This is a genomic window from Saccharomonospora xinjiangensis XJ-54, assembly GCF_000258175.1.
In the GTDB taxonomy this organism is placed as follows: domain Bacteria; phylum Actinomycetota; class Actinomycetes; order Mycobacteriales; family Pseudonocardiaceae; genus Saccharomonospora; species Saccharomonospora xinjiangensis.
The window spans coordinates 4,635,735-4,662,011 of record NZ_JH636049.1; the positions used below are offsets into that span (position 1 = coordinate 4,635,735).

25 protein-coding genes are annotated in these 26,277 nt (G+C 69.7%); 11 read left to right on the plus strand and 14 right to left on the minus strand.

The features are described from left to right. The first annotated feature begins 10 nt into the window (after positions 1 to 10). Positions 11 to 793, plus strand: coding sequence for a glycerophosphodiester phosphodiesterase family protein (locus SACXIDRAFT_RS21070; RefSeq protein ID WP_006240711.1), 783 nt, complete (start codon positions 11 to 13; stop codon positions 791 to 793). A gap of 17 nt (positions 794 to 810) precedes the next feature. Here SACXIDRAFT_RS21070 and SACXIDRAFT_RS21075 read toward each other — a convergent pair whose 3' ends face one another. The 3 genes from SACXIDRAFT_RS21075 to SACXIDRAFT_RS21085 all read right to left on the minus strand — a co-directional run bounded on the left by SACXIDRAFT_RS21075 (position 811) and on the right by SACXIDRAFT_RS21085 (position 3,479). Next, a complete protein-coding gene (locus SACXIDRAFT_RS21075) occupies positions 811 to 1,491 on the minus strand; it encodes a transglycosylase family protein (protein ID WP_006240712.1) in 681 nt (226 codons plus the stop codon). A gap of 229 nt (positions 1,492 to 1,720) precedes the next feature. Further along, positions 1,721 to 2,974, minus strand: a complete 1,254-nt coding sequence (locus tag SACXIDRAFT_RS21080; RefSeq protein WP_085978669.1) for an RNA polymerase sigma factor — start codon at positions 2,972 to 2,974, stop codon at positions 1,721 to 1,723. Between the two features lie 67 nt (positions 2,975 to 3,041). After that, positions 3,042 to 3,479 (minus strand): YciI family protein, encoded by a 438-nt coding sequence (locus SACXIDRAFT_RS21085; protein WP_006240714.1) that lies wholly within the window; start codon positions 3,477 to 3,479, stop codon positions 3,042 to 3,044. A 154-nt stretch (positions 3,480 to 3,633) separates the two neighbouring features. Here SACXIDRAFT_RS21085 and SACXIDRAFT_RS21090 point away from each other — a divergent pair, with 154 nt between their 5' ends. Continuing rightward, complete coding sequence (locus tag SACXIDRAFT_RS21090) at positions 3,634 to 4,410, plus strand: SGNH/GDSL hydrolase family protein (protein ID WP_006240715.1); 777 nt, start codon at positions 3,634 to 3,636, stop codon at positions 4,408 to 4,410. Between the two features lie 193 nt (positions 4,411 to 4,603). Here SACXIDRAFT_RS21090 and SACXIDRAFT_RS21095 read toward each other — a convergent pair whose 3' ends face one another. From SACXIDRAFT_RS21095 to SACXIDRAFT_RS21895, 4 genes are all read right to left on the minus strand, one after another. Continuing rightward, complete coding sequence (locus SACXIDRAFT_RS21095) at positions 4,604 to 5,959, minus strand: SPFH domain-containing protein (RefSeq protein ID WP_006240716.1); 1,356 nt, start codon at positions 5,957 to 5,959, stop codon at positions 4,604 to 4,606. A 42-nt stretch (positions 5,960 to 6,001) separates the two neighbouring features. Beyond that, positions 6,002 to 6,433, minus strand: coding sequence for an NfeD family protein (locus tag SACXIDRAFT_RS21100; RefSeq protein WP_006240717.1), 432 nt, complete (start codon positions 6,431 to 6,433; stop codon positions 6,002 to 6,004). A 77-nt stretch (positions 6,434 to 6,510) separates the two neighbouring features. Beyond that, the gene (locus tag SACXIDRAFT_RS21105; protein WP_040922869.1) at positions 6,511 to 7,320 is read right to left on the minus strand and encodes a DUF3097 domain-containing protein; all 810 of its coding nucleotides are present in this window, start codon (positions 7,318 to 7,320) and stop codon (positions 6,511 to 6,513) included. 55 nt (positions 7,321 to 7,375) lie between these two features. Next, positions 7,376 to 8,398 (minus strand): hypothetical protein, encoded by a 1,023-nt coding sequence (locus tag SACXIDRAFT_RS21895; protein ID WP_006240719.1) that lies wholly within the window; start codon positions 8,396 to 8,398, stop codon positions 7,376 to 7,378. A 240-nt stretch (positions 8,399 to 8,638) separates the two neighbouring features. Between SACXIDRAFT_RS21895 and SACXIDRAFT_RS21115 the strand changes: the two genes are divergently transcribed. After that, positions 8,639 to 9,439 carry an alpha/beta fold hydrolase gene (locus SACXIDRAFT_RS21115; protein WP_006240720.1) on the plus strand — a complete coding sequence of 267 codons (801 nt, stop codon included), beginning with the start codon at positions 8,639 to 8,641 and terminating at the stop codon, positions 9,437 to 9,439. A 58-nt stretch (positions 9,440 to 9,497) separates the two neighbouring features. Here SACXIDRAFT_RS21115 and SACXIDRAFT_RS21120 read toward each other — a convergent pair whose 3' ends face one another. After that, complete coding sequence (locus tag SACXIDRAFT_RS21120; protein ID WP_006240721.1) at positions 9,498 to 10,301, minus strand: SCO1664 family protein; 804 nt, start codon at positions 10,299 to 10,301, stop codon at positions 9,498 to 9,500. Between the two features lie 7 nt (positions 10,302 to 10,308). Next, entirely contained in the window at positions 10,309 to 10,887 is a 579-nt protein-coding gene (locus SACXIDRAFT_RS21125) for a DUF3090 domain-containing protein (RefSeq protein ID WP_006240722.1), read from the minus strand. An 83-nt stretch (positions 10,888 to 10,970) separates the two neighbouring features. Here SACXIDRAFT_RS21125 and SACXIDRAFT_RS21130 point away from each other — a divergent pair, with 83 nt between their 5' ends. The 3 genes from SACXIDRAFT_RS21130 (at position 10,971) to SACXIDRAFT_RS21140 (ending at position 14,419) form a co-directional block, all read left to right on the plus strand. Further along, positions 10,971 to 12,932 carry a S9 family peptidase gene (locus SACXIDRAFT_RS21130; RefSeq protein ID WP_006240723.1) on the plus strand — a complete coding sequence of 654 codons (1,962 nt, stop codon included), beginning with the start codon at positions 10,971 to 10,973 and terminating at the stop codon, positions 12,930 to 12,932. Between the two features lie 22 nt (positions 12,933 to 12,954). Further along, a complete protein-coding gene (locus SACXIDRAFT_RS21135; protein WP_040922317.1) occupies positions 12,955 to 13,875 on the plus strand; it encodes a S66 peptidase family protein in 921 nt (306 codons plus the stop codon). A gap of 97 nt (positions 13,876 to 13,972) precedes the next feature. After that, positions 13,973 to 14,419: a TIGR03668 family PPOX class F420-dependent oxidoreductase gene (locus tag SACXIDRAFT_RS21140; RefSeq protein WP_006240725.1), complete on the plus strand. Its 447-nt coding sequence runs from the start codon at positions 13,973 to 13,975 to the stop codon at positions 14,417 to 14,419. Here the strand turns inward: SACXIDRAFT_RS21140 and mptB are convergent. The 5 genes from mptB to SACXIDRAFT_RS21165 are packed head-to-tail and all read right to left on the minus strand — an operon-like array spanning position 14,358 to position 21,415. After that, the gene (gene mptB / locus SACXIDRAFT_RS21145; protein WP_006240726.1) at positions 14,358 to 15,965 is read right to left on the minus strand and encodes a polyprenol phosphomannose-dependent alpha 1,6 mannosyltransferase MptB; all 1,608 of its coding nucleotides are present in this window, start codon (positions 15,963 to 15,965) and stop codon (positions 14,358 to 14,360) included. The genes SACXIDRAFT_RS21140 and mptB overlap by 62 nt on opposite strands. Positions 15,966 to 15,979: 14 nt before the next feature. Next, complete coding sequence (locus SACXIDRAFT_RS21150; protein WP_006240727.1) at positions 15,980 to 17,722, minus strand: dipeptide ABC transporter ATP-binding protein; 1,743 nt, start codon at positions 17,720 to 17,722, stop codon at positions 15,980 to 15,982. A gap of 8 nt (positions 17,723 to 17,730) precedes the next feature. After that, positions 17,731 to 18,612: an ABC transporter permease gene (locus tag SACXIDRAFT_RS21155; RefSeq protein WP_006240728.1), complete on the minus strand. Its 882-nt coding sequence runs from the start codon at positions 18,610 to 18,612 to the stop codon at positions 17,731 to 17,733. Next, entirely contained in the window at positions 18,609 to 19,649 is a 1,041-nt protein-coding gene (locus SACXIDRAFT_RS21160) for an ABC transporter permease (RefSeq protein ID WP_408640385.1), read from the minus strand. The genes SACXIDRAFT_RS21155 and SACXIDRAFT_RS21160 overlap by 4 nt, the downstream gene beginning before the upstream one ends. A gap of 8 nt (positions 19,650 to 19,657) precedes the next feature. Beyond that, positions 19,658 to 21,415, minus strand: coding sequence for an ABC transporter substrate-binding protein (locus SACXIDRAFT_RS21165; RefSeq protein WP_040922318.1), 1,758 nt, complete (start codon positions 21,413 to 21,415; stop codon positions 19,658 to 19,660). A gap of 198 nt (positions 21,416 to 21,613) precedes the next feature. Here SACXIDRAFT_RS21165 and SACXIDRAFT_RS21170 point away from each other — a divergent pair, with 198 nt between their 5' ends. From SACXIDRAFT_RS21170 to SACXIDRAFT_RS21190, 5 genes are all read left to right on the plus strand, one after another. Further along, positions 21,614 to 22,432 (plus strand): M55 family metallopeptidase, encoded by an 819-nt coding sequence (locus SACXIDRAFT_RS21170; protein ID WP_006240731.1) that lies wholly within the window; start codon positions 21,614 to 21,616, stop codon positions 22,430 to 22,432. A gap of 41 nt (positions 22,433 to 22,473) precedes the next feature. Further along, positions 22,474 to 23,778 carry a M20/M25/M40 family metallo-hydrolase gene (locus SACXIDRAFT_RS21175; RefSeq protein WP_006240732.1) on the plus strand — a complete coding sequence of 435 codons (1,305 nt, stop codon included), beginning with the start codon at positions 22,474 to 22,476 and terminating at the stop codon, positions 23,776 to 23,778. Between the two features lie 165 nt (positions 23,779 to 23,943). Continuing rightward, positions 23,944 to 24,291 (plus strand): NADH-quinone oxidoreductase subunit A, encoded by a 348-nt coding sequence (locus SACXIDRAFT_RS21180; RefSeq protein ID WP_006240733.1) that lies wholly within the window; start codon positions 23,944 to 23,946, stop codon positions 24,289 to 24,291. Then, entirely contained in the window at positions 24,282 to 25,355 is a 1,074-nt protein-coding gene (locus SACXIDRAFT_RS21185; RefSeq protein ID WP_006240734.1) for a hypothetical protein, read from the plus strand. The genes SACXIDRAFT_RS21180 and SACXIDRAFT_RS21185 overlap by 10 nt, the downstream gene beginning before the upstream one ends. Further along, on the plus strand, positions 25,348 to 26,268 hold the full coding sequence (locus tag SACXIDRAFT_RS21190; RefSeq protein WP_006240735.1) for an NADH-quinone oxidoreductase subunit H: 921 nt from the start codon (positions 25,348 to 25,350) through the stop codon (positions 26,266 to 26,268). The genes SACXIDRAFT_RS21185 and SACXIDRAFT_RS21190 overlap by 8 nt, the downstream gene beginning before the upstream one ends. The last annotated feature ends 9 nt before the right edge of the window (positions 26,269 to 26,277 follow it).

Here is a 26,277-nt window from a genome sequence, read left to right on the forward strand (position 1 = left end):
GACTGTGACCATGACAGCCGCCCACCCCTACCTCGCGGACCCGCCGCCGCGCGCCTTCGCCCATCGTGGCTGGCACGTGGGTGACCTGTCGGGTCTGGAGAACTCCCTGCTCGCGTTTCGCCGTGCTGTCGCCGAGGGCTACCGCTACGTCGAAACGGACGTGCACGCCACCGCCGACGGTGTCGTGGTCGTGCACCACGATCCCACCCTCGACCGCACCACCGACCGGTCGGGGGCGATCCTCGGCCAGCCGTGGAACGTCGTCCGGCGCGCACGCATCGGTGGCAGGGAGCCGGTGTCGCGGCTGGAGGACGTGCTGGAGGAGTTGCCGGACGCGTTCTTCAACATCGACGTGAAATCGGATGCGGCCGTGGAGCCGTTCGTGCGGGTGGTGCGGCGGCAGCGCGCGTTCGACCGGATCGCGGCGGCGGCGTTTTCCGAGGCGCGGCTCGCGCGACTGCGGAAGCTGGCGGGTCCTCGCCTGCTCACGTCGCTGGGACCGAGGTCGGCGGCGTTGTTGCGGGCGGACGGGTGGTTGCCGTTTCTTCGTCTCGGGTCGTTCAGCCGGGGTGTCCTGGCGCAGGTTCCGCTGCGGCAGGGCCCGCTGACCGTGGTCGATAAGGCATTCATCACGGCGGCGCAGCGGCTGGGTGTCGAGGTCCACACCTGGACGATCAACGACAAGGAGCGGATGCGGTCGTTGCTCGACCTCGGTGTTCACGGCATCGTCACCGACCGGCCCGATCTGTTGCGGGAACTGCTGATCGAGCGGGGTAGCTGGCCGTCCCGGTGACGATGCCGCGATACCCGTCAGCGGGGTGGGGTGCCGTGCCAGGCGGCGTGCCAGGTCTTCGGGCCGAGCAGCCCCGACGGGTAGATGTCGTTGGCGCGCTGGATGTCGAGCACGGCGCGCCGGGTCTTGTCGTAGTAACAGCCGGTGCCCTGGAAGTCGTAGCCGAGTTCGTTCATACGGAGCTGGAAAGTGCGCAGTGGTGCGGCGCAGTCGCCGTAGCGGTAGACGGTGCCCGGCCATTCCGGTGTGGACGTTTCGGGCTGGGAGCTGATTGTGCCGCCGCTGATGTAGGCGGCCTCGGCGCGGGTCGGTGGTGTTCCGCTGGCGGCGTCGGCGTCGGCGGCCAGCCCGAGTGTGGCGGCGCAGGTCCAGGGCTGCCAGCCGCGCATGCGATACAGGTAGAGGGCGCGATAGTCCTGTTCTGCCGGGCTTGCCTGATCGGGGCGTCCGGTGCCGCCGACGCTGCGCCAGGTGGGCAGGTCGAACTGATAGGCGCCGTAGTAGCCGTTGCCGGTGTTGGTGTCGTAGCGGTCGCTGGACTCGCACCTACGCAGCGCCGCCCAGTCGTCGGCTGAGGGGTCGGCGATCGCGGTGGGTGCGGTGAGGACGCCTGCGCCGAGCGCGGCGGCCGTGATCAGGAGAAGTCGCCGGGGGCGGCGGATGCCGACCGTGGGCGACTGTGTATGCGGTGTGTCCATGGCGGAACGGTAAGCACAGCCAGCGGCGGTTCTCAGCGCCGCATGACGTGTTGTTGCGTCTTTCGGAGGACGAAAGCAGCGACACGCCATGCTTTCGGGTGTTCGCGGTGGGTGGTTCGGCGCGGGTGGTGACAGGTTCGTGGCGTCAGCGGTGAGACGGTGCAAAGGTTTGCGGGGTCGGCGCGCTTCGTCGCGGTTCGGCCGAACCTCCCCGGCACGGGGTGATGGATCACTGGTTGTGTTGTTGTGCCTGCCGTGCCCGGTCCTGCATCAGTGTGCGTTCGCGGGCGTTGCCGGTGAGGTCGGCGGCGCGCAGGAATTCGTGGTGGGCTTCGTCGTGGCGGCCGAGTCTGGTGAGGAGGTCGCCGCGCACGGCGGGAAGCAGGTGGTAGCGGGCGAGCGCGGGTTCGCCGGTGAGCTGATCGACGAGGTCGAGTGCGGCTGCGGGGCCCTCGGCCATCGACACGGCGACGGCACGGTTGAGTTCCACCACCGGGGACGGGTTGATCCGCGCGAGTGCGGCGTAGAGGGCGGCGATCCGGGGCCAGTCGGTGGTGTCAGGGGTGGCGGCTCGGGCGTGGCAGGCGGCGATGGCGGCTTGCAGCACGTACGGGCCAGGGGTGTCGGTGAGGGCGAGGGCGCGGTCGAGGGCGGTCAGACCGCGCCGGATGAGCAGGCGGTCCCAGCGGGTGCGGTCCTGGTCGAGCAGCAGGATCGGTTCGCCGGTGGGGCCGGTGCGGGCGCGGGTGCGGGATGCCTGGAGTTCGAGCAGGGCGATGAGTCCGTGGACTTCGGGTTCGGTGGGGGCGAGTTCGGCGATCATGCGGCCGAGCCGGAGGGCTTCGGCGCACAGGTCGGTGCGTATCCAGTCCTCGCCTGCGGTGGCGGAGTAGCCCTCGTTGAAGATGAGGTAGACGACCTCCAGCACCGACGCCAGCCGGGGGGCGAGGTCGGCTCCCTGCGGGACTTCGAAGGGCACCTGCTTGCGGGTCAGTGTTTTCTTGGCGCGGGTGATGCGCTGGGCCATAGTGGGTTCGGCGACGAGGAACGCGCGGGCGATCTCGGCGGTGGTGAGGCCGCCGACGAGCCGCAGGGTCAGTGCGACGCGGGCGTCGGTGGACAGCACGGGATGGCAGGCGGTGAAGACCAGCCGGAGTACGTCGTCGGTGAGGTCGCCGTCGGGGAGTTCGGGCTCGGTGTGGGCGGGGGTTTCGCGGCCGAGTTCGTCGAGTTTGCGTTCGAGGTTTCTGCGCCTGCGGAGGTTGTCGATGGCGCGTCGTTTGGCCACGGTTTGCAGCCATGCCCCTGGGTTGGCGGGGATGCCGGAGGCAGGCCACTGTTCGAGCGCGGCGACGAGGGCGTCCTGTGCCAGTTCCTCCGCCGCGCCGATGTCCTGTGTCCAGGCCGCCAGTGTCGCGACGATGCGGGCGGATTCGATTCGCCACACCGCGTCCACGGCGCGGCGCACCTCGGTCGTGTCCACGTCGAGAGAGTCAACCAGGTGCGCCGCGCCGTTTCACGGCCGGCCGTGGCTGGGCTGTGGCCTGTTGTCAGCGGGACGATTCTTCGCGGCGCAGTGTTTCGGCGTCGCGGATGCGGGCTTCGGCCTCGCGGACCTCGGGGGTGTAGTTGTCGCCGAAGTCCTCCTCGGTGAGCACGCGGCGCAGTTCGATGGTTCCGCCGGGGCCGAGTGGTGCGCGGCGGGCCCATTCGATGGCTTCCTCGCGGGAGGACACCTCGATGAGCCAGTAGCCCGCGACGAGTTCCTTGGCCTCGGCGAACGGGCCGTCGATCACGGTGGGGTTGCCCGTGTCCCCGAAGGTGACGCGGACGCCTTCGGCGCTGCGGGCGAGGCCGTTGCCGTCGAGCATCACGCCTGCCTTGACGAGTTCCTCGTTGTAGGCGGTCATGGTGGTCAGGTCCTGCTCGCTGGGCATCTCGCCTGCTTCGGATCGCTCGTCCGCCTTCACGAACATCAGGTAGCGCATGGTGTCGGTCCTTCCTGTGGTTGGTGGTGGGCTGTGTGCCCGTGTTCTCGTATTCCCGTCGAACGGGCGAACCGGTTTTCGACACCCTCTCCGACTTTTTTCGTGGCGTGGAGCGTGCGCGGGCCCACAGCGGCCGCGTCGCTAGAGTGCGGGAATGTTCTGCCGCTTCGTTGCTCTGGGTGACTCCTTCACCGAGGGAGTCGGTGACGACGCCCCCTCCTCCCCCAACGCCGTGCGCGGGTGGGCCGACCGGGTCGCCGAACAGTTGGCCCGCGCGCGGGACGGCCTGCGCTACGCGAATCTGGCGATCCGGGGGCGGCTGCTGCACCAGGTGCTCGCCGAGCAGGTCGAACCCGCTGTGGAGATGAAGCCGGACCTGGTGACGTTGTACGCGGGCGGCAACGATCTCATGCGGCCGACGGTGGACATCGACGCGTTGTGCGGCGACTACGACGTGGCGGTGGAGCGGCTGGCGGCCACGGGCGCCACGGTGGTGTTGTTCACGGGTGTTGACGGTGTGGAGGACCCGGTGTTCCGCAGGATGCGGGGCCGCACCGCCGTCTACAACGAGCATGTACGGCTGATCGCGGCGCGGCACGGCGCTCGGGTGGTGGATCTGTGGGCGATGCGGGCGCTGCGGGATCGGCGGTTGTGGTCGGCCGACCGCATTCACCTCAACAGCGACGGGCATGTGCTGGTGGCGGCGGCGGTGCTGGACACGCTGGGTGTCGAGCACGACATCTCCCCTACGCCGCTGGGCGAGGCTGTGGTGGTGAGCCGGGCGCAGCGGCGGGCGCAGAACCTGCGGTGGGCGCGGGAACATGCGCTGCCGTGGATCGGGCGAAGGTTGCGGGGTGAATCGTCGGGGGACGGTTTGCGGCCCAAGCGTCCGGAGCTGGCCCCGGTTGTCGTGGAGGGCTCGGGGCGCTGAACGCACCTCTGGTTCGGCGCGGCAACTCTCGCCGCGCGAGGTGAGCGACCCGGGCGGCGGCACCGTGCGCGCTGGGCTCGCCGCATGGTGACGAGGCAGGAGTTTCTCCAGGTGTCGGTTGCTCGGAGAACGACCTGTGCACGGCGGGTTCGCCGGGAGCCGGGGCGGTGATGCCGCCCCGGGCTCGGCCGGTTCACTGCCTCCCGAACGGCGGTCCCTGCGGCGGCATCGGACCTGCGGGAGGCGGGGGTGGGTAGTGGCCCTGCTGCGGACCGCCGTACGGGGTGCCTCCGGCTGGCGGCTGTTGCGGCCGCGGGGGCGCCGCGGGTTGTTGCGGCGCGGGCGTGGCGTCCTCGGGGTTGTCGTCCCTCGCCTGCGGCGGAGTGTCCGGGCGGGCGCCCTTGAGCGCGGCGGCTGCGGGCGGTGTGGTGCCGCCGGTGTTGAGTGGGCTGGGCACTTCCTGCCGTGCGACGGCCTCGGCCGCGCGCACCGCTTCGGCGACCTTCGGGTCTGTCGAGGTGTCGAACCAGTCGGCCACCTCCTCGTCCTCCATCACCGGGGACGGTGTCTCCTCGGCAGGCGGCTCGTAGCGGAACACCCCGTCATCGCCCTTGGCCCCGAACTGGCGGGCGAACCCTTCGAGTGCCTTGCCGAAGTCGCTGGGCACCAGCCACACTTTGTTGGCGTCGCCCTGCGCCATCTGCGGCAGGGTCTGGAGGTACTGGTAGGCCAGCGCCTCAGGGGTGGGCTTGCTGGCCTTGATCGCGGCGAAGACCTTTTCGATGGCCTTGGCCTGCCCCTGCGCCTGAAGGTAGCGGGCGGCGCGTTCACCCTGGGCGCGCAGGATGCGGGACTGCCGTTCCGCCTCTGCGGCGAGGATGGACGCCTGCTTGGAGCCCTCCGCGGCGAGGATCTGGCTCTGCTTCTGCCCTTCGGCGGTCTTGATGGCCGCTTCCCGCTCACCTTCGGCGGTGAGGATCATGGCGCGCTTCTCACGGTCGGCGCGCATCTGCTTCTCCATGGAGTCCTGGATGGACGGCGGAGGGTCGATCGCCTTCAGCTCCACTCGCGCGACGCGGATGCCCCACCGGCCGGTGGCTTCGTCGAGCACGCCACGAAGCTGGTTGTTGATCTGGTCGCGGGAGGTCAGCGCGTCCTCCAGTGACATGCCGCCGACCAGGTTCCGCAGCGTGGTGGTGGTGAGCTGTTCGACACCGACGATGTAGTTCGAGATCTCGTACACCGCAGCGCGGGAGTCGGTGACCTGGAAATACACCACGGTGTCGATCGAGACAGTGAGGTTGTCCTGGGTGATCACCGGCTGCGGTGGGAAGGACACGACCTGTTCGCGCAGATCAACGCGGGCGCGCACCTTGTCGAGGAACGGCACCAGGAAGTTCAGCCCAGGCCCCGCGACCGTGCGGAACCGGCCGAGCCTTTCGATCACCGCTGATTGCGCCTGCGGCACCACCATCAACGCCTTCGCGATCGTGATGATCACGAACAGGGCGATGACGGCGACCACGATCCATGTTGTCGCCTCTTGCACGACCTCTCCTTACTGCTGTTCCGCTGCCGACACCGGGTGGTGTCAGGGTGAGGCCGAGACGACGGCGGTCGCGCCGGAGATCTCCACGACCGTCACCGTCGTCCCTGGCTCGATCACTTCCGCTTCGGTCAGGCTGCGCGCCGACCACACCTCGCCCGCGAGTTTGACCTGCCCGCCGGTGCTGTCCACGACCGAGATCGTCACTGCCGTGGTGCCCAGCAGCGCTTCGGTGTTGGTGCGGACACCGGTCCCGGTGATCAACCGGCGTTTGAGCGCGGGCCTGGCCAGGACGATGAGCGCGACGGAGGAGATCGCGAACACGAGCACGTCGAGGATCGGGTTGCCGCTCAACGCCGCGGAACCCGCTGCGGCCAGCGCTCCCATGCCGAGCATCACGAGGACGAAGTCCCCGGAAAGCGTCTCGGCCGCGACCAGGGCGAGTCCGACGATGAGCCAGATGATGGCCGCTGTCATGGGTTCATGCTCCCAGATCCCCGATCACTACACCGGGTAGCACCGGCGCCGTGATCCAGCCGTTACTTCGTGTTCTGTCACGCCGGGTGCTCGGTGACGAAATCGATCAAACGCTCGACCGCCCCTAGCAGGGGTGTCTCCAGATCGCGGAAACTCCTCACTCCCGCGAGCACCCGCCGCCAGCCCTCCCCAGGGTCGCCCCAGCCGAGTGCCGCGCACACACCGCTCTTCCACTCCTTCCCCTTCGGCACCGCAGGCCAGGCGGCGATGCCGACGCTCGCCGGTTTCACCGCCTGCCACACATCAACGTAGGGGTGGCCGGTGACCAGCACATGTTCGTGGTCGATCGCGTCAACCAGCCGGGCTTCCTTGCTGCCCCGCACCAGGTGATCGACCAGCACCCCGAGCCTTCTGCCCGGAGCGGGGGCGAACGCGGCGACCCGCTCGGCGAGGGAGTCAACGCCGTCGAGGGGTTCGACGACCACGCCCTCCACGCGCAGGTCGTGGCCCCACACGCGCTCGACGAGCTCGGCGTCGTGCAGGCCCTCCACCCAGATCCGGGACCCCCTGGCGACGCGGGCGCGCACGCCGTCGAGGCGCACGGAACCGGACGCCGACCGTGACAGGCCGGTGCGTTTCGGCCTGCGCGCGGGAACGAGGGTGACCGGTTGGCCGTCGAGCAGGAACGCGGCGGGACCGAATGGGAACATCCGGTGTTGGCCGTGCCGGTCCTCCAGCACGACCCCACCGGACTCGCAGCGCACCACCGCGCCGCAGAACCCGCCTGCCGCGTCCTCGACCACGAGGCCGGGTTCGGCAGGCAGCTCGGGCACCTGCCGCCTGCGGCGGGGTGTGGCGAGCACGTCGTCATAGGAGTGGGAACGCACGGGCACCGACCGTAGTCGTCGCGGGCGCCGGGCGCGCGCTGCCACGCCGCAGGTGTCAGTGCCGGAGGCGGCCTGTCGCGAAGGGCGCGCCGAGTTCGGTGTGCGCGGTCGCGATCACCGTTGCCGGATCGGTGGCGGGGCGCAGTCCGTGCGCGCGTTCCAGCCAGGCGACGAACGCCCCGTGGTTCCGCGCCGGTTCGCCGTCGCAGAGCACGACTCCGGTGTGGTCGCACCGGATTCCGGTGCGGGTGAGACCGGCGATCACTTCGAGGAACTCGCGGAGATCGCGGGCGATCACGTGTGCCCCTTCCTCTGTTCCCAGCGCCACCACGGGAGCGTCGGCGGAGGCCGCGCCGCCGTCGCGGCACCAGAGGGCGAAGACAGTGGCGGTGTCGTGGTTGGTGGCGAAGGGCACGAGGTCGGCGGTGAGGTCGGGGTTCGTCGCCTTCCCGGCGTCGCCGTAGTCGCGGTTCAGGCAGAAACCGGTCGCGAGGTCACCGGCGCAGGAGTCGTCGAGCGTCGCGAGCTGGTTGAGTTCATGGACCGGTGACCACACCGCGTCGGGGACGATCGGATGGATCCACGCCGCCCACTCGCGGCCCAGCTCCTCCTGCGCGGCGTTGACGAGGTCTTCCCACTCCGCGACGGGTGCGAGGTCGAAGGTACGCGCCAACCAGGTCAGGTAGGGCGTGTTGTCCACCGGGTCGTGCCCGTCGTTGACGTCGAGGAAGTCCCAGCCGAGGTACGGTTCCGCGTCGATAGGCAGGGATGCCAGCAGTTGTAGGAACGCCAGGAAGTCGCGGGCGACGAGATGCAGGCCGCCTTCGTCACCCGCGGCCACGACCGGCAGGGTGGCCAGGTCGTCGCGGTCGTCCTTGCGCCAGATGCCGTACAGCGAGCCGCTGCTGTTGGCGTGGGCGAAGTAAACCAGCCGTTCGGCGAGCTCCGGTTCCGGGTCGGTGTAGCAGTTTTCGCCGTATCCCGGCATCTCGAATCCCACGGCGAAGGGATCGTCCTGGGTGTCGTAAAACTCTTTGAGCTGGTTGAGTTCGCGCATGGGCGAGTACGTGTCCGCCACGAGCACCTCCATTGTGGACCGCGGATGTAGTGGCGGAGACCCTAACCGTCACAGGTGACGTTCCCTGCGGCGCAGGCCGGTCGGCCCGCGAGAGCGCCGGAACGCTACGGTGATCACGGTGTGCCGGGAAGTCTGGTCGCGTCGAACATTCGTATGAGGCGACGACGGAACGGACGTGATCGCGCATGGCCACGCGACCCCAGCCGGAGAACCGCTCGATCTACCGCACCGGGGAAGGCCGTGACGCGGTGGCGCGGTGGTGCCGGGAACGGCTCGCGGCATGGCCGCTGGAGCACCGGCCCCCAGGAGTTCACGATCGACGGTGCGGGGACACACGTGGTGACGGCAGGCCGCGGTGATCGGACCGTGGTGGTCGTGTTCGGCACCAACACCTGCGTGGCGGCACAGTATCCGCTGATCGCGGCGCTGAGCCAGCGGTGCAGGGTGGTGGCGGCGGACCTGCCGGGCCAACCCGGGCTCAGCAGCGGCGACCGCCCACCGGCGGCGGACCGTCTCACCTGGTACGGCCGGTGGCTGGAACAGGTGATCGACGCGGCCACGCACGGCCCTGTGACGGTGCTCGGACATTCACTCGGCGCGGCGGTCGCGCTGGCGTGCCCGGCGGGCAGGGTCGAGCACCAGGTGCTGGTCTCCCCTGCTGGACTGGTGTCGTTGCGGGTCACTCCCGGTGTCGTGCTGGCGGCGGCGGGCTGGATGATCCGGCGATCGGACTCCGGCAGCCTGCGGTTGCTGCGCCAGATGCACGCGCCCGGCAACCGGCCGCGTGCCGAACTGGTCGAATGGCTGCCCCTGGTGGCCCGGCACGTGCGGTCGAGCGCCGATCCGGGACCGCTGCCCGCGCCGGCCCGTCTTGTGCGCCGCACCGTCGCGGTCGGGGCGAGGGACGTGTTCCTCCCGCCCCGGCGTCTCCGACCACAGGTTCGACGTGCGCTCGGTGCCGAGCTGAGAGTCGTGTACGGCGCCGGGCATTTCGTGACCGACGAGCGTCCTGACGAGATCGCGGCGCTCGCACACGGATAACGCGGGCTGCGAGGTTCCCCTCGCGGAAGCCTGATTCGCGGGGTGACGCTGCCGCCCGCTAGAACAGCGGCCAGGGAAGGGCGCGCCAGTCCTCGCCCGGCGCGGGGAACACCCCGTCTGCCAGGAGTGTGTCGGTGCGGTCGGCCACCGCGCGGATCTCGGCCGCCGTCAGGTGCGGGGCGAGTGTGTCCCCGAGGTCGTGGTCGAGGGCGAAGCGGAGTTTGCGGAGTTTGTCGGTGATGTCGGCGGGAAGCGGTTCGCCGAGCCAGCCCCACAGCACGGTGCGCAGTTTCGGGTCGGTGTGCAGGCAGACGCCGTGATCGACGCCGTAGACGCGGCCGTCGGCGCCGTCGAGGACATGCCCGCCCTTGCGGTCGGTGTTGTTGACGACCACATCCAGCGCGGCGAGTTCACGTACACCGGGGTGATCGGCGTGGGCGAGCACGGAGGGGCGGCCGTCGGCGTCGTGCGCGTGCAGCACCACCCGCCACCCTTCGGGCACCGCGTCCGCAGGGCGCACATCGACGAGGTCGTCGCCGGTGGTGTCGATCCACAACTGCACCATGCCCTCGCCGAACGGGCCGTCGCGCAGCACTGTCGGCGGCACGTGCCCGAGTCCCGAGGCTGCCGAGATCAGGTAGGTGGCGGTCTCGCGCCCCGCGAGGGTGCCGTCGGGGAAGTCCCACAGCGGCCGCTCCCCCGACACCGGTTTGTAGACGGCGTTTCCGGCCGTCCCGTCGAGTTCGACGGCGCAGAACAGGGTGAGGTTGGAGGCGTCAACGAGGCGCCCCTCCACGGTCAGCGTGCCGTGCGTGAGCAGGTCGATGGCCGCGGGGTCGCTCGCCTCCACGTGCTGAGCCACCGTGCGCTCAGCTCTCGTCGCCCAGGTCGGTGCCGCGCCGGTATCCGTTCTGTCGCGGGCAGATGTGCCCTGCGGGGTCGAGCGGTTCCCCGCACAGCGGGCAGGGTTTGCGGCCCGCGTTGACGACCCGGTCGGCGCGGGTGGCGAACGCGCGGGCCGCGGCCGGAGTGAGGAACACCCGTACCGCGTCGGGGCCTTCCTCGGTGTCGTCGAGCACGACGGCCTCGTCAACTTCCGTCTCGGTGATCGCGAGCAGTTCGATCACCACCGCTTTGCTCTCGGCGTCCCAGCCGAGGCCCATGGTGCCGACCCGGAACTCCTCCTCGACGGGCACATCGAGGGGTTCGTTGTCGATCAGATCGTCGGGTACCTCGCCGGGGACGTCGGCGCCGAAGCGGGTGGCGATCTCCTCCAGCAAGGACGCCAGCCGCTCGGCCAGCACCGCGACCTGCTGCTTCTCGATCGTCACGCTGACTGTGCGGGTGTCCTCGCGGGCCTGGAGGTAGAAGGTGCGGTCGCCGGGTTGCCCGACGGTGCCCGCGACGAAGCGGTCGGGTTGACGGAAGACGTGGATGACACGAGCCATGGCACCTACGACCCTATGCCAACTCCCACGATCGGGCTCGTTCGGGGGCTGGAGTCTCGCGCAAGATCTTCTAGGCTGGCGCAATGCCCTCGATCTCGCCCTACGGCAGCTGGACCTCCCCGATCACCGCCCACGACGTCGCCGCGGCTGGTGTCACTCCGCACTGGGTGGACGTCGTGGACGACGCGGTGTGGTGGGCGGAGTCACGGCCGTCGGAGAACGGGCGGGTCGCGCTGATGCGCTGGGTGGACGGCGCGGTGGAGGAGACGCTGCCCGCGCCGTGGAACGCGCGCAACCGGGTGCACGAATACGGCGGGCGCCCGTGGCTGGTGTCCGGGGAGCTGGTGGTGTTCACGCACTGGGACGACCAGCGCGTGTACGCGCGGGATCTGCGTGACGGCGCGGTCACCGCGCTCACCCCCGAGCCCGAGACGCCGCATGGTGTCCGGTTCTCCGACCTGCGCCCCGGGTTGCCCGGTGAGGTGTGGGCGGTGCGGGAATCCGTGACCGGCCCCGGAAGGGCTGACGTGACGCGTGATCTGGTGGCGATCCCACTGGCGGCCGGGGGTGAGCCGCGTGTGCTGGCCGCCTCGCACCACTTCCTCACATCCGGGCAGTGCTCCCCCGACGGTCGCCACGCCGCCTGGCTGGGCTGGGATCACCCCGCGATGCCGTGGGACGCGACGTCGGTGTGTGTGGCGGAGATCGCCGCCGACGGAACGTTCGGGCCGCACCGGGTCGTGGCAGGCGGTGACGGGGTGTCGGTGTGCCAGCTCGACTGGGACGGGCCGGGCGCGCTGCTGGTCCTCGCCGATCCCGGAGGCTGGTGGGTGCCGCACCGGGTCACGATCGACGGCGGTGCCGGACCCTCGGTGGCGGCGCCGCCTGCGCAGGCGGCGTTGACGGCGGCCAAGGAGGAGATGGGCGGCCCGCTGTGGAAGCTGGGGTCGCGGTGGATGACCGCGCTCGGCGGCGGGAAGCACGCGGTGCTCACCGGCACGGGCCTGACTGTGCTCGACGAGGCGACCGGGGCGCTGACACCGGTGGCCGAACAGCTCACGGGGTGGTCGCCGACGCTGGCCCGCCACGGTCACAGCGTGGTCGGTGTCGCGGCCGGACCCCTGCGCGGCCCTGCCGTGGTGCGGGTGGATCTGCGCGACGGCAGTGTCACCGGCCTGACCGACTCGCCTCCCGCCCCACCGGCCGACTATCTACCCCTGCCGCAGGTGCGGTCCTTTCCCGCCGAGGACGGAACCCGCATCCCCGCCTACGTGTACGCGCCCGCCAATCCCGATCACACCGGCCCCACAGGGGAGAAACCGCCGTATCTGGTGCACGTGCATGGCGGGCCGACCGGCCGCAACCACCCGGTGCTCGACCTGGATTTCGCCTACTTCACCAGCAGGGGCATCGGGGTGGTAGCCGTGGACTACGGCGGCTCCACCGGCTACGGACGGCACTACCGCGAACGGCTGCGCGGCCAGTGGGGTGTCGTCGATGTCGCCGACTGCGCGGCCGTGGCGCGCGCGCTGGTGGACGAGGGACTGGCCGACCCGCGGCGGCTGGCGATCCGGGGAGGCAGCGCGGGCGGGTTCACCGCGGCCGCGTCCATCACCTCCGTGGACGTCTACCGCGCCGCCACCGCGAAGTACCCGATCCTCGATCTGCTGTCGTGGACGAAAGCCGGTGGCGAAACCCACGACTTCGAATCCCGCTACGTCGAGGGCCTCGTGGGGCCGCTGCCGGACACCGAAGGCCGCTATCCCGCCCGCTCCCCCGTCCACAACGTCGCCTCGCTCGCGGGCCCGATCCTGCTGTTGCAGGGCAGCGAGGACGAAATCTGCCCACCGGAGCAGGCGGAGCGGTTCGTGGCCGCGCTGCGCGGCAGCGGCGTCCCGCACACGCTGGTGACGTTCGAGGGCGAGCAACACGGATTCCGCAAGGCGGACACGATCGTGACCGCCCTGCACACCGAACTCGCCTTCTACGGGCAGGTGTTCGGGTTCGCCACCCCGGACGTGCCGCCCGTGGAACTACGCGGCTGACCGGAAGAACGGGGGCGACAGCGTGGACAGCAGCGCGCGGACTCCGGTGAAGTCCCTGCGCCGGGGCGACACCGTGGCGCTCGTGGCCTGCTCAGGGCCCGTTGACGCGGACGCGTTGCGCAGCGGAGCCGCGACGCTGCGCTCCTGGGGATTGCGGGTGCGGCTCGGTGCGACGGTACTGGGCAGGCACCCTCACCTCGACTACCTGGCGGCCACCGACTCCGACCGCGCCCGCGACTTCGAGCGGGCCTGGCTCGACCCCGACGTGAACGCCGTGATCGCGGCCCGAGGCGGCTACGGCGCCCACCGCATGATCGACCTGGTGGACTGGGACGCGCTGCGCCGCGCGGAACCCACCGTGTTCGCCGGGGCCAGCGACGCCACCGCCCTGCACGCCGCGATCGCCACGCACGTGGGCACACCGACGATCCTGGCGTCGATGCCGGCCACGGCCTACTTCGACCCCGTGGCCGCCGACCACCTGCGCGGGGCGTTGTTCGACCCGCACGGCACCCGCAGGCTGCCCAGTGCCGCCGCCGAGACGTTGCGCCCCGGCGTGGCCGAAGGACGGCTGGCAGGGGGCAACCTCACGGTGCTCGCCGCGAGTGTCGGCAGCGCCGAGTACCGGCCCGCTGTGGGGGCGGTCGTGGTGCTGGAGGACATCGGTGAGGAGCCCTACCGCATCGACCGGATGCTGACCCAGCTGCTGCGGGCTGGCTGGTTCGACGGTGTGGCGGGGCTGGCGATCGGGTCGTGGACCGACTGCGGAGGCGACAGCGACGCGGTGCGGCAGGTGTTGCGCGACCGGCTCCTCCCGCTCGGCGTGCCGACGGTGTGGCGGCTCGACATCGGCCACCACCCTGGTGCGCTCGCGGTGCCGCTGGGGGTGCGGGCCGAACTCGACGCGGGCACGGGCACCCTCACCGTCACACCGCACACGTGACACCCCCGCGCGGCTGAGGGCGGCCGAACTCGTGTTCGACACAGATCCTCCCCGCGCCGCACCCCCGGCGCAGGGGAAGGCGTGCCTAGTCTGGGTTATGGCCGACATGGACGAGGCGACGGCGCGGCGGCTGTTCACCACGGCGCGCCTGGCGCGGCTGGCCACAGCGGGCGCCGACGGTATGCCGCACCTGGTGCCGGTGACGTTCGCCCTCGACGGCGGCGACGTGGTGTGGGCCGTGGATGCGAAACCGAAGACGACGACCGCGCTGCGGCGGCTGCGGAACATCGCCGCGCAGCGAGGCGTGTGCCTGCTGGTGGACCACTACGACGAGGACTGGTCGATGCTGTGGTGGGTGCGCGCCGACGGCGACGCCAGCGTCGCAGGCGCGGGCCAGGACACGTCCGCGGTGGCGGCGCTGGTGGCGAAGTACAGCCAATACGCCCGCACCCCGCCGGAGGGGCCGGTGGTGCGGGTGCGGGTCAGGACGTGGCGCGGCTGGTCGGCGACCCCGCAAGCGATTCAGCAGGGTCGGCAGGGGTGACGGGCTGTCGCCGCCACACTCCGATCAGACCGAGCGGGTCGGGCTTGAGCAGCGACGCGGCACCGTAGAGGCTCGCGACGATCACCCCGATGATGAACCACCAGTCGTAGAGGCTCTGCTCACCCGTCGGGTAGTAGACCAACACCAGGAACACCGAGACGGCCACCACGACGGAGAGCTGCACCCTCCGCCACGCGAACGCCGACAGGATCACGAAACCCCAGGTCAGATACCACGGCAGAGTCGGAGGCGAGAAAACAGCCACCGCGAGCAGCGTGATCCCCATGCGCAGGATCGCCTCGCGCCCGCCGTGCCGCGCCAGCCACCACTGCCACACCATCACGGCGACCAGCGCCGCCCACGCGATCGCGCGCGCTACGGTGACGAACGGCGACACCGGCACGTCGATCACGAGGTTGACCAGCGTGTGGACGACCTCGCCGATACCGGTGGGGAAGTTCAGCCAGTTCGCGATGATCTGCGGTGCCTTCAGCCCGGCGAACCAGCCCAGGTTGAACGACCCGAGCGACACCCACGTTCCGGCCGTGAACACCACCGCGAAGATCGCCACAGACGGGGTGACCGCCTTGACGAACCGCCGGAGAAGGCTCTGTTCACGCGGCAGGTGGTTGGCCCACACCCACACCAAAAACGGCAGCGCCACCGCCGCGGTCGGCTTGATCAGCATGCCGATCGTGACGAGCACGATCGCGAGCGCGTGCCTGCGTTCCAGCGCGGCCCACACCCCGATGGTGAGGAACGCCAGCATCAACAGATCGTTGTGCGGCCCGCCGACCAGGTGGATCACGGTCATCGGGCTGGCCACGGCCAGCCACATCGTCACCGGAAGCCGCCCACCGAGGTGGCGCACCAGCTTCGGCAGCGCCCACAGCATCCCGGCCAGCCCCAGCAGCAGCACCAGCCGGGTGAGGATCACACCGGCGATCATGTTGTTGCCGGTGATGCCCACGATGTGCTTGGCCACCAGCAAGAACAGCGGCCCGTACGGGGCCGGTGTCGTCTGCCACAGCGGGTGCACGTTCTCCACCACATCAGGCAGCACATCCAGCGCGGCGGGCCCGTAGTCGTACGGGTCGAGCCCGTGCAGCAACTGCGCGCCCTGCCCGAGGTAGGAGAACACGTCCCGCGTGAACAGCGGCGGCGCGATCAAAAGCGGCGCCATCCACGCGAACGCGGCGACGAGGATGGGCCTGGTGCCGATCCGCCCGGCGAGCGCGTACCGGCCGAGCCTTACCCACGCCCACACGACCAGACCGAACCCGATGTAGAGGACGGTGGTGGCGAGCGCGTGCCCGTGCCCGTACCGCATCCACGACAGCGGCCCTGTGCCGATCACCGGGTCGCTCACGAGGATGCCCCCGGCGCCCAGCGACGCCAACATGAGCACCACACTGCCGATGACACCCATCGCGATGGTGCGGTAGGGGAAACGAGTCGTCTCCCCGGCACGGGCCGCTGCCCGTGCCGCTGCGGTCTCCTCCGCGGGCGTCTCGGCGCTCGGCGCGGAATCGGTGGTGGTGGCCATACTGTGTTCTGAGGTTACACACCGCGACGGAATGCGCTCGCCGAAGGTGTCGGCAACGCAGCCAGCAGCGAGGCGGTGTACTCGTGGCGAGGATTGAGCAGCACCTTCTCCACGGGACCGTGCTCGACGATGCGGCCGTTGCGCATCACCGCGACGCGGTCGGCGATGGCCCACGCCAGCCCGAGGTCGTGAGTGATCACCAACGCGGCCAGCCCGAGGTCCCGCCGCAGCCGCAACAGCAACGCCAGGATCTCGTTGCGCACCGTCGCGTCCAGCGATGCCACCGGTTCGTCGGCGATCAGCACACTCGGGTCGCACGCGAGCGCACCCGCGATCACCACCCGCTGCCGCTGCCCGCCGGACAGCTCGTGCGGCAGCCGGGCCAGGAACCGGTCGGCAGGCCGCAGCTCGGCGGCTTCCAGCGCCGCCACGACGATGTCGCGCTCCGCGCCGCCGAGGCCGTGGATACGCGGTCCCTCCGCCACGGCCTCGTACACCGTGTGCCGGGGGTTGAGGGCGCTGGTGGGGTCCTGCAACACCAGCTGTACCCGCCGCCGGTAGGCCCGCAACCCGGACGCCGACGTCGGCAACAACGCGCCCTCGTAGAGCACCGATCCCGACGTGGGACGCTGGAGACCGAGCAGTGTGCGAGCCAGCGTGGTCTTGCCCGACCCCGACTGCCCCACCAGCGCCACGATCTCCCCCTGCCGGACGCCGAGGTCCACCCCGTCCACCGCGCGCACCACCCGCCGCGAACGGTCACGGAACGTCACGACCAAGTCGCGTGCGGCCAGCAGTTCGCCACCGTCGTCAGCCGGATCAGCCGGATCAGCCGCATCAGCCGCATCAGCCGCGTCGGCTGGATCGGCTGGGTCCATGGTGTCGGATTCACTCACGGTCTCACGCACAGTGACCATGCGGGTGTCCGGGTCGCCGATGCGGTGAATGGCGGCGGCCAGCGCCCGCGTGTGGTCGTGCTGGGGCCGGTCGAAAACCTCCTCCGACGGCCCCTCCTCCACGACCTCGCCCCGGTACATCACCGCCACCCGCTCACAGGTCTGCGCCAGCACACCAAGGTCGTGGCTGATCATGACCAGCCCGATTCCCCGCCGCGTCACCAGGTCACTCAGCAGGCGCAGCACCTGGTCCTGCACCACCACGTCCAGCGCGGTGGTGGGTTCGTCGGCCACGATCAGCTTCGGCTCACACGCCAAAGCCATCGCGATCATCACCCGCTGTTTCTGCCCGCCGGACAGCTCGTGCGGGTAGGCGCTCGCGCGTTCCGGCGGCAGATCGACCTGCCGCAGCAGCTCAGCCACCCTGGCCTTCGTGGCCCCGTTCGCGGCCGTGTGCAGGCGAAGAGGCTCCGCGATCTGCTCGGCGACCGTGCGCACCGGGTTCAGCGCGTGCATGGCGCCCTGGAACACGATCGACGCCGACGACCAGCGCACCGCCCGCAGCCGCCCCCACCGCATGGTGTTGACGTCCTCGCCGTCCAGCAGCACCTCGCCGGTCACGCGAGCCGACCCCGGCAACAGCCGCAGCACACTCATCGCCACGGTGGACTTGCCCGACCCCGACTCACCCGCGATGCCCAGCGTCTGACCCTGCCGCAACTCCAGATTCACACCCCGCACCGCGGGCACCTCACCACCGGAGGTGCGGTAGGTGACCCCAAGGTCACGCAACCGGAGCAGCGGCGCCTCCCGAGCCTCCTGAGGCTCCGACGGTCCTTGCGTGGTCGGCGGCGTTACCATCGGCGGCTTCACTGTCCTTTCAACCTCGGGTTCAGCACCGTCTCCAGCGCCCTGCCCACCAGCGTGAACGACAACACGATCACCACGATGGCCAGTCCCGGCGGCAACAGATACCACCACGCGCCCGCGCTCACCGACCCCGACGACAACGCCGTCTGCAACATCGATCCCCACGACACCGCGCTCGGATCACCCAGCCCGAGGAACGCCAGCGTGGACTCCGCGATGATCGAGTTACCCACCACTAGCGTCGTGTTCGCCAGCACCAGCGGCAGCACCGACGGAAGAACATGCTTGCCCAGAATGTGGCCGTGCCCACCACCGAGCGCGCGGGCCCTCTCCACGAACGGTCTGCTCTCGATGGTCAACGTCTGCGCCCGCACCAACCGCGCCGTCGCGGGCCACGACGTCACCCCCACCGCGAGCACGATCGTGGCCACCCCCTGCGGCAACACCGTGGACAACGCGATGGCCAGCACCAGCGACGGCAACACCAGGAAGAAATCGGTGAACCTCAGCAGCACACTCGACACCCACCCGCCGAAGTGCCCCGCAGCCAGGCCCACCACAGTGCCGATCACCACCGACAGCACCGTCGCCGCGAACCCCACCAGTAGCGACACCCGCGCGCCCCACACCGTCAGCAGCAGCACCGACCGGCCGTCCACATCGGTGCCCAGCAGGAACTCCGCGCTCGGCGGTCGCAACGGGTCCCCCGGCGCCGTGGTGACATCCAAGTTCGCCTCGTCGGTGAACAGCGGCGCCCCCACGGCCAGCAACACCACAGCCACCAGCACACCGAGCCCCACAAGGCCACCACGCTCACGGCGGAACGCGGTCCACACCGACACGGCCGCGGCCCGCCGCCGCTGCCACACAGGAGAGGTCATGACTCACGCACCCTCGGGTCCAGCACCCGGTACAGCAGCTCGGCCACCAGATTCATCACCAGCACCGATCCCGCCAGCACCACGAAAACACCCTGCAACAACGGCAGATCAGGGCCGCGCAGCGCCTCGTAGGTCAGCAATCCCAGCCCCGGCCACGAGAACACCGTCTCCACCGTGACCGTGCCCGACACCACCATGCCGAACTGCAGGAACACCAGCGTCACCGTCGGCAGCAACGCGTTCGGCACCGCATGCCGCCTGCGCACCAGGTCGTCGCGCAGCCCCTTCGCCCTCGCCGTCGTCAGATAGTCGGCACCCATCTCCTCCAGCAGCGACGACCGCATCACCAGCATGTACTGGGCGTAGATCACCGCCAGCAACGTCACACACGGCAGCACGAGGTGATGGGCCACGTCGAGCACCTGCGCCACCGGATCGTCCGGGATCACCGCGGACCGCATCCCTCTGCTCGGGAACAACCCCTGAGTCGCGATCAGCAACAGCAGACCCAGCCAGAACTGCGGCACCGACCACAACGTCAACGCCACACCGGTGTTCACACGATCGAACGCGCTCCCTCGCCGCCACGCCGCCCGCACACCGAGCCACAACCCCAGCACCACCGCCAGCGCGGTCGCCGTGCCCACCAGCAACAGCGTCGGCCAGAACCGCTCGCCGATCATCTCCGACACCGGCCGGTTGTACATGTAGGAGGTGCCGAGATCGCCGCGCAGCAGCCCCAGCACATAGTCGAGGAACTGCTGGTACATCGGCTCGTCCACCCCGAGCCGCTCCCGCAACGCGGCCAGCTGTTCCGGGCTCGTGGGCCGGTCACGCGTCATCGTCGCGACCGGGTCACCCGGGATCATGCGGAACAGCAGGAACCCCAGCACCACCACCAGCGCGAAACTCGCCAGCGCACCACCCAGCTTCGAAGCGACGAACCGCACCGTCGAAGGCACGACCCCCGCACCAGCGCCGCCGCGCGGGCCCGATCCGTCAGGGCCCGGCGCGGCGTCGGACGACGTCAACGTCACGGCCGACGTCACTCCCTGTCGTCGATCGAGGATCGGCGCCGCACGACCACGGTGCCCCCGATGGCCAGCAGCACGAGCGCACCCGCACCCAACGCCACCCACACCCCGGTCGAAAGCCCCGACGACTCCTGCCCCTCGGCCGCGGCGTTCACCGGCTTCGCGCCGTAGAAACCCCAGTACCCGGTCTGCTCCATGATCTGGCCTTCACCCTCCGGCTGACGCACGAAGCCGGTGAACCGGTCCGACCGGTAAGCCTCCAGCACGTTGTCGTAGCCCAGCACCAAACTCGGAACCAGCTCGTAGTACCGCGCCTGCGCCTGCTTCACCAACTCGGCCCGCTTGGCCGGGTCCAGCTCAGCGGCCTGCCGGTAGTACAACTCGTCGTAGGTCTCGTCGCAGAAGAACGCGTTACTGCTGCTACTGCCCGACGCCGCGGGCAAGGCCGCGCACGTCTGCTTGCTCAAGATGTAATCGGGGTCCGGGTTCGTACCCCACCCCGAGAACGCCAGATCGTAATGACCCGACGACGTCGTCTCATCCACCTCGTTGTCGGACACCAGGTTCTTCGACACCGCGATCCCGACATCCTTCAACCACGACACGATGTAGTCGCTCGCGCGCTGCGCATAGTCCTCACTGGACCGGCCCGTCAAGCGGAACTCCAGCCGCCTGCCCTCCGAATCCACCCTGATGCCGTCGGCGCCACGCCGGTAACCCGCCTCGTCCAGCAACCGGTTCGCCGCCTGCGGATCGAACCGATACCGCACATCATCGCCAGGCTCGTAGTGGAACGCCGCGTAGATCGGCGGCACCAACCCGCCCGGCAACTCGCCGTAACCGCCGAGAACCTTCTCCACCAGCACCTTCGGATCGATCGCCATCGCGATCGCCTTGCGCACCTTCACATCCCGCAACGCGGGGTGCCCGTCACCGATCTCGTCACCCTCGGCGTTGCGCGCACCCGGGTTCATCAACAACTCCCGGTACCGCCGCCCCGAAGCCTGATTGGTCTCCACCCCCGGCTCACCGGACAAACTGTCGAACTGCGCCTGCGTCAACCGGTTGATGAAATCCACCTCACCGTTACGCAACGCGTTCACCGCGGCATCGGCGTTCTCGAACTTGACGAAGTGCAACTCGTCGTAGGCCGGGGCGCCCCGCCAGTAATCCTCGTTGGCCTTCATCCGCACCAGCTCGTTCGGCCGGTACTCCGCGATCACGAACGGGCCACTGCCGACACCCACCACCTCGACGCTGTCGGTGGCCGGATCCTGCATGTCCTCGATCTTCGACCACACATGCTCCGGCACGATCGGCACATCCAGCGCCGTCATACTCGCCTGCGGCTCCTTCGTCTCGATCACCAACGTCCGATCGTCCGGCGCGGTGACCTCCTCGAAGTTCTCCACATACCCGCCGTTGGCCTCCGCTGCCTTCGGATCGGACATGATCGTGTTGAACGTGAACGCCGCGTCGTGCGCCGTCACCGGCTCACCGTCCGACCACGTCATGCCCTCACGAATCGTGAACGTCCACGTGAGCTTGTCCTCCGACGCCTTCCACGACTCCGCCACACCACCCGTGGGCGTGGCGTCCTCGGACGACGGCAGTGTCAAGAACTCCCACGCGAACCGGCCCACCATCGTGCTCGACGCGAAACTGGCCGTGAACGGGTTCAGGTGATCGATCTCCTGCACCAGTGCCACCCGCAACACGCGCGGAGCCTGCTCCTGCGCGACAGCCGCGGGGACAAGCGGCCCGACCATCAGCAGCGCCGAGGCAGCCGCGCCGACAGACGCGACCCGACGCCGAAAGCGAGTCCAACTCACTGTGTACACCTCACTGCGATCCGAGAGGATGCCGGAGCGGAAAAGTAACCACTTCACGCCTCGCGATGTCAACGATTTGCGGTCACGGGTGTGCAACCTGTGACATCACGACTAGATTGGACGCCCGTGAGGATCATGATCTCCGCCGACATGGAAGGCGCCACCGGTGTCACCTGGACGGACGACGTCGTCCCCGGCACCGAACAATGGCAGCGATTCCGGCGCCTCTTCACCGGCGACGTCAACGCCGTCATCGCCGGACTCGCCGACGGCGGCGCCACCGACGTCCTCGTCAACGAAGCACACTCCTCCCAGCGCAACCTGCTCCTCGAAGACCTCGACCCCCGCGCCCGCATGCTCACCGGCCGCCACAAACCACTGTCGATGATGGAAGGCATCGACACCGGCGTCGATGGCGTCGTCTTCCTCGGCTACCACGCCGGAGCGGGCTGCGACGGCGTGCTCTCCCACACCTACCTGCCCAATCAGATCACCGGCGTGACACTCGACGGGATCCCCGCAAGCGAAGGCCGCCTCAACGCCACACTGGCCGCCGAGTACGGCGTACCCGTCCTCCTCGTCAGCGGCGACGACAAAACCTGCGACGACGCGGCCGACTACGCCCCCGGCGCCGCACACGTCGCCGTCAAGGAATGCATCAGCCGCTACGCCGCCATCTGCCTGCCACCGTCACGCACCTCAGCCGACCTCACCACCGCCGCCACCACCTGCATGCGACGCGCCGGACGGGGAAAACCCACCACGATGGCACACCACATCGACGTCGAGTTCGACGCCAGCCACCTCGCACAGGCCGCGGCCGTCGTTCCGACCGTCGAACAGACCGGTGTCCGCACCGTCGGCTTCGACGCGCCCACCATGACCGAAGCGATGAAAACCTTCAAGATCGTCACCGCCATCGCCGACGGCGCCGTCCAAGGCAAGTACGGCTGAGCACCCCAGACAACGACCGGACAAGGGCGGTGTGACCCCCAATGACAACCGACGTCGTGGACCTCTGTGCCCAGCTGGTCCGCTTCGACACCACCAACCACGGAGCGGGCGACGCCCGAGGCGAACGCGAAGCCGCCGAATTCTGCGCCACCATCCTCGCCGACGCGGGAATCGACTCCACCATCCTCGAATCGGCACCCCGGCGCGCCAACGTCGTCGCCCGCGTCCCCGGCGACGACCCCGCCCTGCCACCACTGCTCATCCAGGGCCACCTCGACGTCGTCCCCGCCGACGCCACCGAATGGACCGTCCACCCGTTCTCCGGCATCGTCACCGACGGCTACGTCTGGGGCAGGGGCGCGGTGGACATGAAGGACTTCTGCGCCACCGTGCTCGCCGCCGTCGCAGCACTCGCCGCCACAGGACGCAGACCCCGCCGCGACATCGTCCTCGCGTTCGTCGCCGACGAGGAGGACCGGGGCGAGTACGGCGCACACTGGCTCACCGCACACCATCCCGGCCTCTTCACCGGCTGTGCCGCCGCCATCAGCGAATCCGGCGGCTACACCTACCACGTCCGCGCCGCGGACGGACGCAAGATCCGCCTCTACCCCGTGGGCACAGCCGAACGCGGAACCGCGCACCTCAAGCTCACCGCCAAGGGCCGCGCCGGACACGGCTCCCGGCGCAACGACGCCAACGCCGTCACCCGCCTCGTCACCGCCCTGCACGCACTCGCCGCCCACGACTGGCCCGTCGTGCTCACCCCCACCGTCGAAGCCTTCCTCGAACGCACGGGAAAAGCCCTCGGCGTCACCATCGACCTCCACGACATCGACGGAACCCTCGACCGCCTCGGCGACGCCGCACCCCTCGTCGAATCCACCGTCCGCAACAGCGTCACCCCCACCGTCCTCACCGCGGGCTACAAGGTCAACGTCATCCCCGGCACAGCGGAAGCCCGCGTTGACGGCCGAGTCCTCCCCGGAACAGAAGACACCCTTCTGTCCGAAGTGGACGCCCTCATCGGCCCCGACGTCGAACGCGAATTCCTCGCCCGCAGCAGAGCAGTCCAAGCCCCCGTGGACTCACCGTGGTTCGACGCCATGAGCGACGCGCTCCGGTCACAGGACCCCGACGCCGTCGTCGTGCCCTACTGCCTCGGCGGCGGCACCGACGCCAAAGCCTTCAACGAACTCGGCATCGACTGCTACGGCTTCGCACCACTGTGGTTACCCGAGGGGTTCGACTACCGCGCCATGGCCCACGGCGTTGACGAGCGCGTCCCCGTCGAAGGTCTGCGGTTCGGCGCGCGCGTGCTGGAGCATCTCCTGCTCAACGCCTGAGAACGGCGTCTCGGCTGAGACCGACGGCCGACAGGGTCACCCAGCCCGCCCCTCACTCACTCCTGGTAACAACGTTTGCGCCGACGGTCACCGAGGAAACCTGCCCACGATCCGAGGGCAGAAACAACGGTGACACCCCACAGTGGCGGCAGGAGGTGGCGCGCGATGAACGCCGGAAGCGCACTCACCGTCCTCGCCGTGACGCTCCTACTCTGCGCTTCCGTCTACGGCATCGCCTTCCTGACCCGCCTCGGTCCCACGACCACGAACACCTACCCGTTCCTCTCCGGACACGACCCCACCGAACACGCGGTGTCGCGCTACCACGTCCGCTGGTACCCAGTCGCGATGATCTTCCTCGTTTTCGACATGGAAATGGTGTTCATGTATCCGTGGACGTTGGTCGTCGCGGAGAAGGGCACACCCGCCGTCGTGGAGATGTTCGTCTTCCTCGGAATCCTCATGGCCGGGGTCGGCTACGCGTGGCGGGAAGGGGCCCTGCGATGGACCTGACCACATGGCTTCTGCAACGTACGCCCCCACGCGCCCTGATCGTCGCGACACCAGGCGGCACCCAGACACGAATCACCGTCGAGCGCCTCGTCAGAGAACGCGGCTGGCAGCACGCGACCAGTCCCGCCGACGCGAACCTGCTCCTCGTGACCGGCCCGGTGACCGACCCCCTCCGCCATTACCTCGACCAGGTGCACACCCTCATCCCGGCCCCCTGCGCTCGCGCGGACATCGAGCAGGAGGCAACGTCGGAAGCACAGCTGAACACAGCGGTGGCCGCATTACGCGACCCCGGACGGCAACGGGCGCTGGCGACCCACCGCGCGCCCCGTCACCACGAGCCCTCGGAACGGGGGCACGACGCACCCGACCCGGACAGCATGCGGATGCCCGGCGACGTACCGATGGCCGACCGTGCCGACGACCGCGACGGGCTCACACTCGACCAGCTCCACCTTCCCCTCGGCCCCGCACTCCCGGACTGGCCTGCCGGACTCGTCGTGCGCACCACCCTCCAGGGCGACATCATCCAGCACGCCACCGTCGATACGGTCGGCCTCCGCGACAGCCACCCCACCCCGGGCAGGAACACCCCTCCGCCGACCGCACGCAGTCTCGATTCCTGCGCACGGCTGCTGTCCGTCGCAGGCTGGCCAGACGCCGCCACAACAGCCCGGCGTCTGCGCGACGACATCCTCCGCGGGACACGCTCCGCCGAGACAGCACGATCGCTGACGCGATGGTCCAGGCAAGTGCGCCGCTCGCGAACACTCCGCTGGCTCCTGACCGGCATCGGCACCACCCCACACGAGCCAACAACGCCACCCGAACTGCACGGGGATGCGATCACCCGTCTCCACCACTGGATCGACACGGCCGAACAGACCTTTCACCGCCCCACCCCCACCACACCCGACCCGGGCAGAACCGAGCGAACCCAGTGGACCCTGAACACCCTCCCCGCACTCCTGGAAGGCACCGAACTGGCTGGCGCCAGGCTCGTCATCGCCAGCCTCGACCCCGACCTCGACACACTCACCCACTCCGGGGCATCCCATGATTGAGCCCACCGGCTGGCAAGGAGCGCTGCTGCTTCCTCCGGTGCTGGGAACCTTCGCCCTCGGCGCCGCGGCCCTGGACTCCGCCCTCGCCGCGCGGGCAGCGGGCAGCGACACCCGTGCAGCACTGACCATCCCGCTCCGCGCGGCCGCAAGCCTGCTGGTGCAGCAGCGGCGCCGCACGCTCGCCGCCGACACCCTGCTCTGGCGCGGCGCCGGAATCGCGCTACTGGCTGCGGCCTCACTGGCCTCACTCGCCACCCCGCTGGGTCGCTGGGCCGTCAGCGACCTGTCCGTAGGAGTGGTGTGGTTCAACGCGATGGAGATCGTCGCCTGGGCCGCGGTCTGGCTGGCCGGGTGGGGCGCCAACTCCGCCTTCGGACTCGTCGGCGGGTACCGGTTCCTCGCGCAAGGCCTGGCCTACGAACTCCCACACATGTTCGTCCTCACCACCGCGGCGATCGGCGCCGGCTCCCTGCGCGTGGCCGACATCGTCGCCGCACAGCAGAACCTCTGGTTCGTGGTATGGATGCCGTTCGCGTTCGTCGTGTTCCTCGCCACCGTGCTGGCGATGGCGTTCTCCGGACCGTTCGCCCACCCCACGGGCAACGACATCGCAGGCGGCGCGGCAGCGGAACTGTCCGGCGTGGACCGGCTGATCTTCCTCACAGGACGCTGGGTCCTACTGACCTCCGGCGCGGCGATGTCGGTGGCCCTGTTCCTCGGCGGTGGACTCGGACCACTGCTCCCCGGCTGGCTGTGGTCAGCCGTCAAAACCGCCGCCGTCCTGGCAACCCTGGTCTGGGCCGGACGGCGACTGCCGACCATCCGCATGGAGCGGTTCGAGGAACTCTCCTGGATTGTGCTCCTCCCGCTGACACTGGCGCAGGCACTCGTCGTAGCCACCGTGGTGATCTGAAGGAGAGAG

Coding starts and splice junctions, on each gene's coding strand:
- SACXIDRAFT_RS21070 (WP_006240711.1), top strand. CDS start 11: ATGACAGCCGCCCACCCCTACCTCGCGGACCCGCCGCCGCGCGCCTTC.
- SACXIDRAFT_RS21075 (WP_006240712.1), bottom strand. CDS start 1,491: ATGGACACACCGCATACACAGTCGCCCACGGTCGGCATCCGCCGCCCC.
- SACXIDRAFT_RS21085 (WP_006240714.1), bottom strand. CDS start 3,479: ATGCGCTACCTGATGTTCGTGAAGGCGGACGAGCGATCCGAAGCAGGC.
- SACXIDRAFT_RS21090 (WP_006240715.1), top strand. CDS start 3,634: ATGTTCTGCCGCTTCGTTGCTCTGGGTGACTCCTTCACCGAGGGAGTC.
- SACXIDRAFT_RS21100 (WP_006240717.1), bottom strand. CDS start 6,433: ATGACAGCGGCCATCATCTGGCTCATCGTCGGACTCGCCCTGGTCGCG.
- SACXIDRAFT_RS21125 (WP_006240722.1), bottom strand. CDS start 10,887: ATGGCTCGTGTCATCCACGTCTTCCGTCAACCCGACCGCTTCGTCGCG.
- SACXIDRAFT_RS21130 (WP_006240723.1), top strand. CDS start 10,971: ATGCCCTCGATCTCGCCCTACGGCAGCTGGACCTCCCCGATCACCGCC.
- SACXIDRAFT_RS21140 (WP_006240725.1), top strand. CDS start 13,973: ATGGCCGACATGGACGAGGCGACGGCGCGGCGGCTGTTCACCACGGCG.
- mptB (WP_006240726.1), bottom strand. CDS start 15,965: ATGGCCACCACCACCGATTCCGCGCCGAGCGCCGAGACGCCCGCGGAG.
- SACXIDRAFT_RS21150 (WP_006240727.1), bottom strand. CDS start 17,722: ATGGTAACGCCGCCGACCACGCAAGGACCGTCGGAGCCTCAGGAGGCT.
- SACXIDRAFT_RS21155 (WP_006240728.1), bottom strand. CDS start 18,612: ATGACCTCTCCTGTGTGGCAGCGGCGGCGGGCCGCGGCCGTGTCGGTG.
- SACXIDRAFT_RS21165 (WP_040922318.1), bottom strand. CDS start 21,415: ATGGTCGGGCCGCTTGTCCCCGCGGCTGTCGCGCAGGAGCAGGCTCCG.
- SACXIDRAFT_RS21170 (WP_006240731.1), top strand. CDS start 21,614: ATGATCTCCGCCGACATGGAAGGCGCCACCGGTGTCACCTGGACGGAC.
- SACXIDRAFT_RS21175 (WP_006240732.1), top strand. CDS start 22,474: ATGACAACCGACGTCGTGGACCTCTGTGCCCAGCTGGTCCGCTTCGAC.
- SACXIDRAFT_RS21180 (WP_006240733.1), top strand. CDS start 23,944: ATGAACGCCGGAAGCGCACTCACCGTCCTCGCCGTGACGCTCCTACTC.
- SACXIDRAFT_RS21185 (WP_006240734.1), top strand. CDS start 24,282: ATGGACCTGACCACATGGCTTCTGCAACGTACGCCCCCACGCGCCCTG.
- SACXIDRAFT_RS21190 (WP_006240735.1), top strand. CDS start 25,348: ATGATTGAGCCCACCGGCTGGCAAGGAGCGCTGCTGCTTCCTCCGGTG.